The sequence below is a fragment of the Paenibacillus sp. Soil750 genome, assembly GCF_001428045.1.
In the GTDB taxonomy this organism is placed as follows: Bacteria; Bacillota; Bacilli; order Paenibacillales; family NBRC-103111; genus Paenibacillus_E; species Paenibacillus_E allorhizoplanae.
In genome coordinates, this window is sequence record NZ_LMSD01000040.1 from 210,674 (window position 1) to 224,941 (window position 14,268).

Consider the following 14,268-nt stretch of genomic DNA (forward strand, 5'->3'; position numbering starts at 1 on the left):
AGTTGTTATTTAAAGCTGGCTTTATTGTCCTGGTACCATTTATTAGCGATTTCTTCTGCTTTGGCACCACCTAAACGAGCCCATTCCTTGCGAATTTCACCAAGTGCCCATTCACCGCTATATTTATCTCCCTGCGTTGTTGCTTCAGCACGGATTTCCTTAATGAAGGTGTCAAATGAGGTACGAATGACATTGATCTCATCAAAGTTCGGTTGATAAGGAATATCACGTCTGAAATTAACTTTGAGCGCCGTTTCCAATGCTTTCGCATCAAGCTTGGCAATGCGCTGCGACAACGGGTCACTCGCCGCCTGAACGACTAAATCCTCTGGCTTAACAACCTCTTGACGTAATACAGCATACTCAGCCGCATAGGAAACTTCCTTATTGTACTTATCCATATTCAAACGCTTGGCAACACCGCCAACATCCTCATAGTGGACGCCCTTCTCACCGTTTAATAAAGGATACCATCCCTTATCAACCATCCAATCCAGATATTCAATCGCTGCCTTTGGATTTTTCATGTTTTTATTAAATGCCACGTAGATAAAGGGTGATGCTTCTTGGTACACGCCATACTTCCCGTATTTCGTGGATACGGCTTCTAGTGGTACTGGGTTAGCGTTCGGAACGTTTTTAAGCAGATCCGCGTTGAGCGGAGTCAGCCACTGACCCAGCATAATGCCTGCCTTGCCAGTCGTCCATAGCTGGTTGCTTCTTTGGTTATTATTATCCGTAAAGTATTCACGATCGACGAGTCCAAGATTGAACAATTTCTTCTCCAGGCTGATGACATCAGCGAAACGATCCAACGTTGCACCGTATTTCATTTTGCCATCTTCCACGTACCACTGCGAATTCATAGCCCCATACAAAGCAGCGTAGATATCACTCGCATTTGCTCCTACGATCGGCGTACTTCCTGGATATTTGTTCTTAAAAGCCTGCGCTACTGTAATTAATTCATCAACCGTCGTAGGCGCCTTGAGATTCAACTCATCCAGCCAATCTTGTCTAATCCACATCCCATGATTCGCAACAGCTGTAACTGGGCGTTTCGTAACAGCCGCATAGATTTTGCCGTCGAACGTAATATGAGGGAGCAAATCCGGGTTCTCTTTCAGATATTTCTTATAGGAGGTACTATATTTATCGATATACTCATTAATGGGTTGGAGAGCGCCCTGTGTCACTAACTTTCCAATATAAGAACGGTCAAACTCCCAGATCAGATCAGGAGCCTGATTCGAAGCGATGAGTACATTTAACTTATCCTTAGACTGAGCCCGCGGCACTGGGACGATCGATAGATCAATCCCGGATTCCTTACGAATATAATCCACCCAGCGATTCTTCTCATACGTGCCTTCATCACTGGATACTTTTCCTCTATCGAACATCGAAATACTGACTTTTTTCGGAAGACTGCTATAAGGATCCGGCACTGCATTAGCAGTTGCAGAAGCCGTAGGGTTTTTCTCAGTTGCTTTGGGGCCATCCTTACTTTCATTTGAGCATGCCGCAGCAAGCATTACCGTAATCATACTTAAAACGAGCACCATTTTCCCCTTCATTTTACCAAAACCTTTCATACGCAACCTCCCATAATATTTATATTATATTATAAAAAAGCGCTCGCGAGTTCGCTTCAATATACCGACTTCGTTAACCCTTGACTGAACCCAGCAGCACACCTTTGATGAAATGCTTTTGCAGAAACGGATAGATACATAGAATCGGAATGATAGCTAGAATAACCGCCGCCGCACGAATGCCTTCTGGTGTTATCATCGTCTGCGTCACGCCTTCACCGCTCATCAGCATCTCTGGACTAACCAATTGAACCATCTGGTACAACTTAACCATTAATGACATCTTATCCGTACTGCGAATATAGATCAGAACGTTCATGTAAGAGTTCCACCAGCTGATGGCATAAAAAAGCGTCAACGCGGCGATAACGGGCTTAGATAGAGGCAGAATGATCTTCATGAGTATCGTTAACTCACTAGCACCGTCAATCGACGCAGATTCTTCCAACTCCTCGGGCAGCCCCTCCAGAAATGATTTCATCACAAACATGTTATAGGCGCTAATCAGTGCTGGCAGCCATAAGGACCAGTACGTATTCACCAGCCCCAAACTACTAACCACTAGAAAATTAGGGATAATGCCTCCGCTGAATAGCATGGTGACTAGGATCGCCATCAGGATCATGTTTCTGCCCTTGAGCCTTGACTTGGACAACGGATAAGCAGCCATGATCGTAAATAGCATATTAAGTGCCGTACCTACAACGGTTATGATAATCGTATTTTTCATAGCTACTAACATCTGCCCGTCTCGCAACAAATTGCTATATGTAGCTAGGTTAAATTCGATTGGCCACATGAAAACTTCGCCTGCGGTGATTGCTCTCGTGCTGCTCATTGAAACGGCAAATATATTCACGAACGGAAATAACGTCAGATAAGCACAGAGTGCCAATAACAAATAGTTGAACCATCGCGAAGTTTTTACCATAATCCACGTTCTCCTAACGCCTTAATAAACCGATTCACAGATACCATGAGGATCAGTGCGAGAACCGATTGGAATAAGCCTAAAGCCGTTGTATAGCTGTATTGCAGATTGACTATACCGTGCTTGTACACGTAGGTGCTGATCACCTCAGAGACGCTGATGACCGTTGGGTTGCTCAGTGCATACACATGCTCAAACCCCACGTCCATCATCTTCCCAACTTGTAAAATGAGCAGGATGGCAATCGTACTGCGAATTCCTGGGAGCGTCACATGCCAAATCTGCCTAATTTTGCCCGCACCGTCCATCTTGGCTGCTTCATATAAGGTGGGATCAATCGATGCCATGGCCGCCAAATAAAGAATCGTGCCGAATCCAGCTTCTTTCCAAATATTCGAAACAATAAAGGAAATGACCCACCATACCTTATCCGCCATAAAATAAATCGGTTCGATGCCAATGCCTTTCAAAACATAGTTCAAAATACCGGTTGATGGCGATAACAAAGCGTAAATGATACTGCCAAGTACGATCCATGAGATGAAATGCGGAATATACAATAAATTTTGCAACGTACGTTTGTACCATTCCACTCTTACCTCATTCAGCATTAATGCCAAAATAATCGGTGCAGGAAAACCAAACAGAAGTGTATATAGATTTAACAGCAGCGTGTTTTTCAGCACGATATAAAAGTCCCTGCTCGAGAATAATTTCTCAAACTGCTCCAAACCCACCCACGGACTATTCCATAATCCATCTGCCAGACGATAGTTTTTGAAAGCGATGATCTCCCCCGCCATAGGGGCGTATTTAAAAACGATTAAATACATAACAACCGGTACCAGCAGCATATACAAAAACCGGTTCCGCGAAGTATATTTCCATACGGACTGCAACGTCATTCCCCCATTCTGTTGTTCAGTTGTCGTTTGCATCCTTAGAATAGCAGGGGAGTCTAAACGTGAAAATCTTCTCTTTTTGTGATGCTACGCCTTATCCATACAATGTGGTGCACTATTTTTGTGATGCTATGCTTTTTCACTTTTAGAAAATGGCAACACTACATACAGCACTCCCATTTCCTTCAGTCATAGTTATCCATATTGAATCTTAGTTATATCAACCAAATAGAGGAATCAGGTACTCTTAGAGATGTAAACACAACCACTTGAACGTACTTGGGAGGTCACATATTACATGAAAAAATCATTCAAACAATGGATTGGTGTCAGCACGACAGTCGTCATGGCTGCAACGGTGGTTGCAGGATGCGGCAATACATCCACGAAGACAGAACAAGCAACAACAGCACCGGGGGCCGCTGCAACAGCTAATGCGAAGCCATTCGCAGGAAAAACAATTTCCTTAGTAACAGCTAACCATCCTTGGGCAGAAGCGATCAAACCCTTGCTTCCCGACTTCGAGAAAGAAACGGGTATCAAGGTGAATGTTGAAAACTTCTTCGAGGATCAGCTTACTCAGAAGCTGACCGTGCAATTCACATCCGGATCTGCAACACCTGATGTTTTTATGTACCGCCCTCTTCAAGAAGGTAAGCTTTTCTACAAAAATGGTTGGCTTCAACCGCTTGACGAATACGCTCAAAAAGCAAAAGACTACGACTTTAACGATTTCTCAAAATCCGCCATTGGTTCAACAACAGTTGATTCCAAATTAGCTGGTATCCCGATTATTACGGAACAAGAAATTTTGTACTACCGGAAAGACTTGCTGCAAAAGGCGGGTATTGCTGTTCCTAAAACGTTAGAGGAGCTTACCGCGGCGGTTAAAAAGCTGCATGATCCGAAGAATGAGATGTACGGATTCGTAGCCAGAGGACAACGATCTCCACTTGTTACTCAAGTTTCTTCTTTCCTATACTCCGAAGGTGCAGACTTCACAACAGGCGAAAAAGCTAGCATTAATACACCTGAAGCGCTTAAGGCCTTTACGACTTACGGCACATTGTTGAAAGATTATGCGCCTCCAGGTGTGCTCAATATGTCATGGCCGCAAGCTTTCGGTATCTTCGCGCAGGGTAAGGTCGCTTTCTTAACCGATGCGAACTCACTCTACCAGAACGCAACGGACCCAGCGAAATCGAAAATCTCTGATCAAGTTGGGTTTGCTGTATTCCCTGGGGGTAAAGCAGGCTCCAAGCCGTACAGTATTACATCTTGGGGACTTGCGATGAACAGCAAATCCGCTAATAAAGACGCGACTTGGGCGTTCATTCAATGGGCAACAAGTAAAGATGTTGTGTTGAAAACACAGCAAAAAGGTAACCCTGGTGCCCGCGCTTCGATTTGGGATAAACCGGAAGGTACAACAGGCTTCCCGGCTGAGCTCGTTCCGATCATCAAAGAAAGTGCCAAAACAGGCATTGACCACGACCGCCCAACGGTGATTAGTGTAGGCGAAGCTCGTGATGCTGTTGGTGAAATTGTTCAGAAGGTTATGTCAGGTGAAACGAATCTTCAACCTGTGGCAGACAAAGCCAACCAAGCACTGCAAACAATTATGGATAAAGATAAAACAAGATAAATACATGATCAATGGGTGAAAAGGGTCATCTGATGGCCCTTTTCATCTTTCATACAGAAAATAACGACATCAGGAAGGGTGCATGCAGCGTGCAATACAGTTGGTTTAACCGCAACTTAAAATGGATTTATACACTCCCCGCGGTCATCTTCGTCCTGCTTATGATGCTGTTTCCGATCATCTATACCGTTCGGATCAGCTTCTATGAATGGAGCATGTCCGCAACGACACCACCTCTCTGGGTTGGTTTGTCGAATTATATAGCCCTGTTCAAAGATGAACGCTTCTGGCATGCAGCAGGTTCTACGTTTTATTTCACATTCGCAGCGCTTACCCTCGAAGTGATTCTTGGTATCGCCATCGCTTTGCTTCTTTCCAGAGAGTTCCGCGGGAAGAATATCGTAAAAACAATCTTTCTACTGCCAATGGTAGCAACACCGGTTGCCATGGGCTTAGTCTGGATGCTGATCTACGAACCTACGATCGGAGTAGCCAACATGCTGCTCAAAACGTTTGGTCTAGAGCCACTCCTCTGGTTAGCTTCACCTAATCAGGTTATCCCTTCGCTTGTTATCGTCGATGTGTGGGAATGGACACCTATGATTGCACTCATTATTATGGCAGGGTTAGCTACACTCCCAACAGATCCTTATGAAGCTGCGGATGTAGACGGCGCAAGTACATGGAGAAAGTTTGTTTCCATTACACTTCCATTATTAAGACCGACCATTATTGTGGCCGCTATGCTGCGATTGATTGACGTCTTGAAGACATTCGATATCATCTATGCGACGACCCAAGGTGGGCCGAACTTCGCTTCAGAGACTTTGAATCTATACGGATATGTGCTCGGCTTCCAATACTTTAAGCTTGGGATGGCTTCCTCACTACTCGTTATTTTCTTCGCACTAGTAATGGGACTGACGTTATTCATGATTTGGATGCGTAAACGAATGGAGGGAGCGACATCATGAAAAAAAAGAAGGGTCCAAGAATTGCACAAACGCTGCTTACCTTTCTAGTCGTCATTGTGTTTGCATTTCCTTTCGTATGGATGCTCCTCGCATCGTTTAAGACACAATCACAAATCTTATCGACAGGGCAAATGTTTATTTTCAAACCGACGTTTCATAACTATGTCAGTGTGTTTAAAGAATATGATTTCATCAGATTCATTTGGAATAGCTTCCTCGTCGCCGCTGGTTCGACACTGTTGTCACTTATTCTAGGACTCCCTGCGGCCTATGCGATTGCTCGTCATCACCTTCATAAGCTAGGGCTTCTCATCTTAGTCGCGAGAATTATCCCGGGAATTACCTTTCTAATTCCTTGGTTCATCTTGTTCTCCAAAATCCACTTGGTGGACACGTATACAGCACTTATTTTAAGCCATATGCTTGTTGGACTGCCCTTTATTATCTGGATTATGATCTCTTTCTTCGAGGCTTTGCCTACCGAAATCGAAGAGTCCGGTCTCATCGACGGCTGTACGCACCACCAAGTTTTCTTACGCATTATTTTGCCCATCTCGGGACCTGGCGTTATTACGGCATCTCTTCTCTCCTTCATCTTCTCGTGGAACAATTTCATGTTCTCCGTAATTCTGGCTGGAGACAAAACGAAGACGCTCCCGATCGCTGTATTTAACTTTATGTCCTACTCTGAAATCAACTGGGGGGCATTGATGGCAGCCGCCTGCATCATTACACTTCCGGTTCTCATCATCGCTTTAGTATCTCAACGTTATGTAGTAAGCGGACTTTCCGCCGGTGCTGTTAAAGGTTAACAACCAGAATTGTGAATACGGGAGATGCCGCCTTTCTTTTGGACAGCATCTCTCGTATATTAAATTTGAAGTTGGTTAGCTTAGCAGATACGTGGAAGGTGATTTCGTATGCCCTATAAATTGAATATTTTCAGCAAAATTTTAATTCTGTTGGTTTTGCTACTGATTCCCATTGTCCTGCTCTACAGTTATACGAATCGAATTACAAACAACGTCGTTCAAGATCAGATTCAATCGTCCAATTTGAACCAACTGTCTTTTTTTATGCACCAGCTGGATGCAGATGTGGAGCGATTAGCGATGTCTCCCGTGATTTTGGGAAGTGACCCCTATGTGAGAGAGTACATCGATAAGAACGATTCGCCGGATTATGACATGCTGAAGGAACAATCGCGCATCATCCAAAAGCTTAGCCTGCAAAGTGTCTCCAGCGGTTGGGTAAATGAACTCACGATAGCTATTCCCAAAGGAAAGCAAGTGCTATCCTCCAGCATCTTCGTAAATGGTACCGACACATGGCCTTGGCATAGGCCGATTCAGAGAACATGGACCTATGAAGTACGTGAAGGTGACAAAGGTGTCGGATCGTTCATTAGGGAAGTTAGTGAGCCCATTCGTGCGCAGATTGTGGATCAAACCAATGTGCTTTATCAAGTGAGATTTAGTGTACAGAATATGGTTCAGCTGCTGGATGTGTATAAGAAAGATAAACGAAGCGATCCGTTTTTGGTGGATGATGCGCAATCCTTGATTCTCAACAGCTCTTCAGATTCGTACATTACGAGCTCTATCAGAGAGCAACTAACGGGATCTACGCTACCGCTCTCCGGCCAAATGCAAATAAAAATCGACAAACAGCAGTATTTGGTCAGTTATGTGAAATCAACGCAATTAAATTGGTATTTGGTAGACTATGTGCCCGTTCAGAAAATACTCTCTCCTATTACCATGACCCGCAAATTGTTTTACATATCGATCGGACTTTTGCTCATGTTGAGTGTGTTAGCTTCTTTTATCTTGTATCGGAATGTTCAAATTCCTATCGGCAAGATGATTCAAAGTGTGCAGAAGGTGAAAAGAGGCGACCTATCGGCACGCATTGACTACAAAGCCAAGAATGAATTTGATTTCCTCATTCAACGATTTAATGAAATGGCGACGCAAATTCAAGTGCTGGTTGAAGATGTTTATGCGGAGAAAATACGCTCGCGCGAAGCCACTTTGAAGCAGCTGCAGTCACAGATCCATCCGCACTTTCTGTACAATTCGTTATTCTTCATTATCAATTCAGCTGAGATGGATGATAAGGAATCCGTTGTGGCTATGTCACAAAATTTAGCCGAGTTTTATCGGTATACAACAAGAGTCGAGAAACAAATCGTTCGGCTGCAGGAAGAAGTGAATTTCGTTATTCACTATTTAAACATTCAGCAACTGCGTATTCATCGGTTAGTGTATGAGATATGCATTCCGGATGACATGTTGAACGAATCGGTTCCTAGGCTAATTCTCCAACCTTTGGTGGAGAACGCCATTATTCATGGCATTGAACGCAGTATGGAAAGTGACCGCATCACCATCAAAGGCGAGCAAGATGGGGACTGGAACCGAGTGATTGTCGAGGACAACGGCCCTGGTCTGAACCAAGAGCAATTCACTCAGCTATCGAAACAGCTGGAGCAACCAATGTCCGATGACATTGGCTGTGGTACATGGAATATTCATCATCGGCTATTTTATCAATTCGGAGAAGGATCGGGGCTGACTTTTCAATTAGGAGAAGATGGGGGCATGAAGGCTGTGTTGACTTGGAAGCGTGAGAAGCAGCAGGAAACTCTTCCAGCTGCTCAGGAGAGAAGACCATGATTCAACTTCTCATTGTTGATGATGAAGCGCATGTTGTAGATCGGCTGCACGCCACGATTGACTGGGCGTCGCTGGGTATCGAACAAATTTTCAAAGCTTATTCAGGTAAAGAAGCGTTGGAGCTGCTTGAGCAATTTTCCATTGATATCGTCATTACAGACATTCAAATGCCAGGGATCACTGGCTTGGAGCTAATTGCTGAAATCAAGGACAGATGGCAGAAAACGAAGTGTATTCTCTTATCGGGTTACTCTGATTTCAACTATGCCAAAGAAGCTATCCTTCAAGGTACGGAGGATTATTTATTAAAACCTGTTACAGAGAAGGATCTGCTGGCTACGGTTGGCCGGGTCATGGATAAGCTTCAGAAGGAATGGCAAGAAGTCATCTCCACCCAGCGGCTTACTTACACATTTAAAGAAAACCTGCCTCTACTAAGAGGAAACTTGCTGAATGATCTCCTTCAGGGACGCAAACTTTCTGAGCAATCGCTCCAAGAGAAAATGCATATGCTGGAACTCCCTGATTTTCATGAACAGACTTGTGTATGTATGATGATTCGACTTGAATCTGACTTCCTTGAATATGATATGGGACGTCTCTCCTTAATGGAATATGCCATCAGTAATATGGTTGAGGAATTATTTGCCGAGAAATTCGACAGCTGGTCTACGAAAGATGCACATGACTATTTGGTTTTCATCATGAAACGGAAGCTTTTTACTACCGAGAAGGAAGACCCTGCTTGGCTTGAACGAACAGCTGCTGTCCTCCAATCCGCCGTGAACAATTATTTGAAGGGCAAAATCTCCATTCTGCTCAGCAGTTGGGGGGAGTTTCCTGGTGATATTACAACCTTATATAACTCCTCTCTGAGTGCCTTTCGTAAGCGGATTGGGAGCGAACATGAATTATTAATGGTGCTCGGTGAAGACTCCGCCCAAACGGAGCTTTCCGCTTTGCAGAAGCTGTATGAACCTCCTACACTCAATCATCTCTTGGAGGCAGCCCGCTGGGAAGATACCGAAGAGAAGCTTTCATTGATTTTCGATGAAATGGAAGCGAAGTTCTCGGAGTCCCAAGAGCACCTGCTGGAGGTTTACTTCTCGGTTGCATCCGCTTTTGCTTACATTGCTCATAAAAACGGCAGACCCTTGCATCAGCTCATTGGCGGGGACTACGAGAAAATGACGGAAGGCATTCCCTTTCGCAGCGTGAATCAATTACGGGAATGGTCCATTCGCTCCTTACATCGGATGATGGAGGATATGGATCAGGAGAGAAAAGATAGCCGGGTCACCCTAATTAATGACATTCGCTCTTTCATTGATCTGCATCTGGCCAGCGATGTCTCCTTGCAATCAATTGCGGATCACGTGTATCTGCACCCTGTTTATGTGTCTAAAATTTACAAGTTGGAAACTGGCGATAATCTAAGCGACTACGTCAATCGAGTACGTATGGATAAAGCTTCCTATCTGTTAAAAAACGGTCACGATAAAATTTACGAAATTGCTACGCAGCTCGGATACCAACGTCCGCACTCCTTTAATCATGCTTTCAAAAAGCATTACGGAATGACCCCTCAGGAGTATCGCGATCAATATTCTTAATCAGAAGGGAGGATGAGCAGCGCTATGCCAAACGTCTTAAACACGTTACATCAGTCCAAAGTTATTGCCATCATTCGGGGAATTGAACTCACGCAGGCGCCCCCTCTATTCGAGGCACTTGCTGCAGGGGGGATTCAGCTTGCAGAAGTAACTTTGAATACACCGAATGCGCTCCAAATCATAGATCACATGCGTGAAAAGTATGATGGCCGCATGATCATTGGAGCTGGGACAGTCCTTAATGCGAGTAAAGCCGTAGAAGCCATACACGCCGGCGCAGAGTTCCTTATATCCCCGAATGTGGATCAAGGCATGATCGAGACGGCCCTAGCGCATCAAGTAACTCCGATGCCAGGTGCCATGACTCCAACCGAAATCGTGCAGGCCATGAATTACGGCGCTCCGATCGTTAAACTTTTTCCTTGCTCGAGCTTAGGTCCTTCGTATTTGAAAGAGCTCAGAGGTCCTCTAAATGAACTCAATATCCTCGCAGTCGGAGGGATAACGAAAGAAAATGCGCCTTCTTATTTGCAAGCTGGCGCCTCCTCCGTAGGTATAGGAGGAAATTTGGTAGCGCTTCACGAAATTCAACAAGGTAATTACAGTGCGATTACTACTTACGCCGAGCAGCTCATGGCGGCCGTACATGCAGTGAACTTTCAAACATTCTAAGGTACAGGGAGAGGAAGCATACCATGAAAATTACGAAACTAGAACTGTTCAAAGTACCGCCAAGATGGTTGTTTTTGAAAATCGAAACGGATGAAGGCATTACAGGATGGGGAGAACCTGTCGTTGAGGGGAAAGCCGATACGGTGGCAGCAGCCGTAATGGAAATGAGCGACCATATCATCGGGAAGGATCCGATGCGAATCGAAGATATGTTTCAAGTGCTATACCGCGGTGGTTTTTATCGTGGAGGCCCCATTCTTTCGAGTGCGATATCTGGGATCGAACAAGCACTATGGGACATTAAGGGCAAATTCTACAACGCCCCTGTATACGATTTATTAGGCGGTGCCTGCCGTGACCGCACACGTGTCTACTCCTGGATCGGCGGAGACCGCCCGAGTGATGTAGGCCAAGCTGCTAAGCTGCAAGTCCAAGCTGGCTTCACCGCGGTGAAAATGAATGCTACGGAAGAACTTCATTATATTGATTCGATCCGCAAAGTAGATGAAGCCATTGCCCGAATCGCGGCCGTCCGCGAAGCCGTTGGCAAAGATGTTGGCATCGGCATCGACTTCCACGGTCGCGTTCATAAATCGATGGCCAAAATCATCGTAAAAGAGCTCGAGCCTTATCGCCCGATGTTCATTGAAGAGCCCGTTCTGCCTGAAAACAATGAGGCACTGAAGGAAATCGCTCGCTATACGTCGTGTCCCATCGCCACGGGAGAACGCATGTATACGCGTTGGGGCTTTAAAGAACTGTTGGCGCAAGGCATCGTAGATATCATTCAACCTGATCTTTCGCATGCTGGAGGTATCTTAGAGACCCGGAAAATTGCCGCCATGGCTGAGGCCTATGACATTGCTATCGCACCGCATTGCCCGTTAGGTCCAATAGCTTTAGCTTCTTGTCTGCAACTGGATACTTGTTCGCCTAACGCGTTCATTCAGGAGCAAAGCCTGGGCATTCATTATAATCAAGGTAGCGATCTGCTGGATTACTTGAAAGATCCTTCCGTGTTCCAATATGAAAATGGCTTCGTGAAGAATTTAACCGCTCCCGGTCTAGGGATCGAAATCAACGAAGACAAGGTCCGCGAAATGGCGGCCATCGGGCACAATTGGAAGAATCCAATTTGGCGCCAAGACGATGGTACAGTGGCGGAGTGGTAGGAGAGGGAGTTTCACCCTTAACAAGCACAAATAAGTCGTCCTACATTCCTTCAGGAATTGTAGAACGACTTATTTTTTTGGAATGACACCTAGAGGTCTTGATATGCTAACATCGATGCAATAGCTGGAAAACTTCCAGTTAATTCCCTAGAAAGGGCCATTTCGGCTAAAATAGCAACAGAAATTCCAGTTATTCTATTTGCAGTTCCGGTAGCTAATGACATGGAACACGTTTGTGTGATGGAAAGCTTATATCAACGGATTAAGCCTCCAGCGGATGAACCGCCTCATGGAGCATCTGCTCCAGCTCGGCGGTGTAAGCCGCTGTTTGCGCTTCGCTCCAGCCGAAGCGCTCCGCCAGGAAGGCCGTCGCCGCAGCCTTCCACTGCCTTGCCCACGCGATGTCGAAGAAGAGGGCTCCCGTACGGCGGATGAAGAAATCCGCCGGCTTAACGACCATCTCGCGCTCGATCGCGTACACGAGCGCAGCGAGCACCGCGGCAGGCATACCCCGCCGCTCCGCCTCACCCCTGTGCTGCTCCAGCAGCGCGAATACGGTGTCCACGTTGGACCCGTATCGCTGCGCGAGCAGCATCGCCTCAGGCTCGGTCAGCCCCAGCCGCAGGCCTTGGCTGACCTTGCTGCGCAAGAACGGCGCCAGCTGCGCGGAGCCGCCTACATCGCCGCCGGATATCGGCAGCGTCTTCGTGCTGCTCGGCGGGAGCGCCGCCGAGACCTTGCCCTCCGCCACCAGCATGGCGGCGATCTGATTCACGACCGACTCCGCCATTTTGCGGTAGCCGGTCAGCTTGCCCCCGGCCATCGAAATGAGGCCGGATGCCGACACGAAAATTTCGTCGCGCCGCGAAATTTCGGAAGGGTCCTTGCCCTCCTGATGGATCAGCGGGCGCAGCCCGGTCCAGCTCGATTCAACGTCGGCCTCCGTCAAACCGAGGGACGGAAACATCTCGTTCGCGGCACGGAGCACATAGGCGCGATCAGCCAAAGTAATACGGGGATTCGCAATATCCCCCTTGTAGTTCGTGTCGGTCGTGCCGACATAGGTTTTGCCATCGCGCGGGATCGCAAACACCATCCGCCCGTCCGGCGTATCGAAATAAATTGCCTGCCCCAGAGGGAATCGGCTCTGATCAAAAACCAAATGCACCCCTTTGGTCAAATGCAACGTTTTCCCCTGCTTCGAGCGGTCCATTTCGCGAAGTGTATCCACCCACGGCCCCGCCGCATTCACGATTTTACTCGCAGACAGCGTGTAGGACGCGGTTTGATCTTTCCGTTCTGTCCCTACATCTGTTCCACCCGCTCCAGCCAACTGATCCACAACCCGTACCCCAACCAATGTCCCATCCTTGACGATCAATTCCTCAACCTTGGCATAATTCACCGCCATCGCGCCGAGCTCCACTGCTTTTTTCATAACTTCAATGGTCAGCCGCGCATCATCCGTACGATACTCCACATAGTAACCGCCGCCTTTGAGATCCTTCTTCTTAAGCAAAGGTTCGTGCTGCAAAGTCACGTTAGGGCTGAACATTTTGCGTCGTTCCGAACGCTTGACCCCCGCCAAGAAATCGTAAACTCTTAAGCCGAGTGACGTAGACAGCTTGCCGAAAGTCCCGCCTTTATAGAAAGGCAACAGCATCCACTCCGGTGTCGTCACATGAGGGCCATTTTCATACACAATCGCCCGTTCCTTACCTACTTCTGCTACAACTTTTACGTCCAGCTGCTTCAAATACCGCAGTCCACCATGCACCAATTTCGTCGAACGGCTCGATGTTCCCGAAGCAAAGTCCTGCATCTCAATCAACGCCGTGCGAAGTCCGCGACTTTGCGCATCCAGCGCAATACCCGCGCCGGTAATCCCTCCGCCGATCACGATCATATCGAATTGTTGCTGCGCCATAGCTTCCAGCGTCTCTTTTCTTTTTAAACCACTGAATTGTTTATGTTGATCAACCCGTTTATGTTGTCCAGCTTCCATTATTCCTGTCGTCATGCCAATCTCTCCCTTTTTATGAATATGAAAAAACCACAACATACCTATCACGTTTGCACGTTAAGG

Annotated in this window: 11 protein-coding genes; 7 read left to right on the top strand and 4 right to left on the bottom strand. The window is 46.5% G+C overall.

Translation table 11 applies throughout. The features are described from left to right. Window positions 1-5: 5 nt before the first annotated feature. The 3 genes from ASL11_RS28380 to ASL11_RS28390 all read right to left on the bottom strand — a co-directional run bounded on the left by ASL11_RS28380 (window position 6) and on the right by ASL11_RS28390 (window position 3,431). Window positions 6-1,595 carry an extracellular solute-binding protein gene (locus ASL11_RS28380; protein ID WP_082595904.1) on the bottom strand — a complete coding sequence of 530 codons (1,590 nt, stop codon included), beginning with the start codon at window positions 1,593-1,595 and terminating at the stop codon, window positions 6-8. 73 nt (window positions 1,596-1,668) lie between these two features. Then, window positions 1,669-2,526 (bottom strand): carbohydrate ABC transporter permease, encoded by an 858-nt coding sequence (locus tag ASL11_RS28385; protein WP_056622274.1) that lies wholly within the window; start codon window positions 2,524-2,526, stop codon window positions 1,669-1,671. After that, window positions 2,520-3,431, bottom strand: a complete 912-nt coding sequence (locus ASL11_RS28390) for an ABC transporter permease (RefSeq protein ID WP_056622766.1) — start codon at window positions 3,429-3,431, stop codon at window positions 2,520-2,522. Before ASL11_RS28390 ends, ASL11_RS28385 begins: the two co-directional genes overlap by 7 nt. Window positions 3,432-3,726: 295 nt before the next feature. Between ASL11_RS28390 and ASL11_RS28395 the strand changes: the two genes are divergently transcribed. The 7 genes from ASL11_RS28395 (at window position 3,727) to dgoD (ending at window position 12,182) form a co-directional block, all read left to right on the top strand. Next, entirely contained in the window at window positions 3,727-5,073 is a 1,347-nt protein-coding gene (locus ASL11_RS28395; RefSeq protein WP_056622276.1) for an ABC transporter substrate-binding protein, read from the top strand. An 89-nt stretch (window positions 5,074-5,162) separates the two neighbouring features. Further along, window positions 5,163-6,047 (top strand): carbohydrate ABC transporter permease, encoded by an 885-nt coding sequence (locus ASL11_RS28400; protein WP_056622771.1) that lies wholly within the window; start codon window positions 5,163-5,165, stop codon window positions 6,045-6,047. Beyond that, window positions 6,044-6,859: a carbohydrate ABC transporter permease gene (locus tag ASL11_RS28405; protein ID WP_056622278.1), complete on the top strand. Its 816-nt coding sequence runs from the start codon at window positions 6,044-6,046 to the stop codon at window positions 6,857-6,859. Before ASL11_RS28400 ends, ASL11_RS28405 begins: the two co-directional genes overlap by 4 nt. A 108-nt stretch (window positions 6,860-6,967) precedes the next feature. Beyond that, window positions 6,968-8,725, top strand: a complete 1,758-nt coding sequence (locus tag ASL11_RS28410; protein WP_056622281.1) for a sensor histidine kinase — start codon at window positions 6,968-6,970, stop codon at window positions 8,723-8,725. Then, window positions 8,722-10,338: a response regulator transcription factor gene (locus ASL11_RS28415; RefSeq protein WP_056622283.1), complete on the top strand. Its 1,617-nt coding sequence runs from the start codon at window positions 8,722-8,724 to the stop codon at window positions 10,336-10,338. Before ASL11_RS28410 ends, ASL11_RS28415 begins: the two co-directional genes overlap by 4 nt. 24 nt (window positions 10,339-10,362) lie before the next feature. Next, window positions 10,363-11,010 carry a bifunctional 4-hydroxy-2-oxoglutarate aldolase/2-dehydro-3-deoxy-phosphogluconate aldolase gene (locus tag ASL11_RS28420; protein ID WP_056622286.1) on the top strand — a complete coding sequence of 216 codons (648 nt, stop codon included), beginning with the start codon at window positions 10,363-10,365 and terminating at the stop codon, window positions 11,008-11,010. 23 nt (window positions 11,011-11,033) lie between these two features. Next, window positions 11,034-12,182: a galactonate dehydratase gene (dgoD, locus tag ASL11_RS28425; protein ID WP_056622288.1), complete on the top strand. Its 1,149-nt coding sequence runs from the start codon at window positions 11,034-11,036 to the stop codon at window positions 12,180-12,182. Between the two features lie 262 nt (window positions 12,183-12,444). Here dgoD and ASL11_RS28430 read toward each other — a convergent pair whose 3' ends face one another. Continuing rightward, window positions 12,445-14,202, bottom strand: a complete 1,758-nt coding sequence (locus tag ASL11_RS28430; RefSeq protein WP_082595909.1) for a glycerol-3-phosphate dehydrogenase/oxidase — start codon at window positions 14,200-14,202, stop codon at window positions 12,445-12,447. Between the last annotated feature and the right edge of the window lie 66 nt (window positions 14,203-14,268).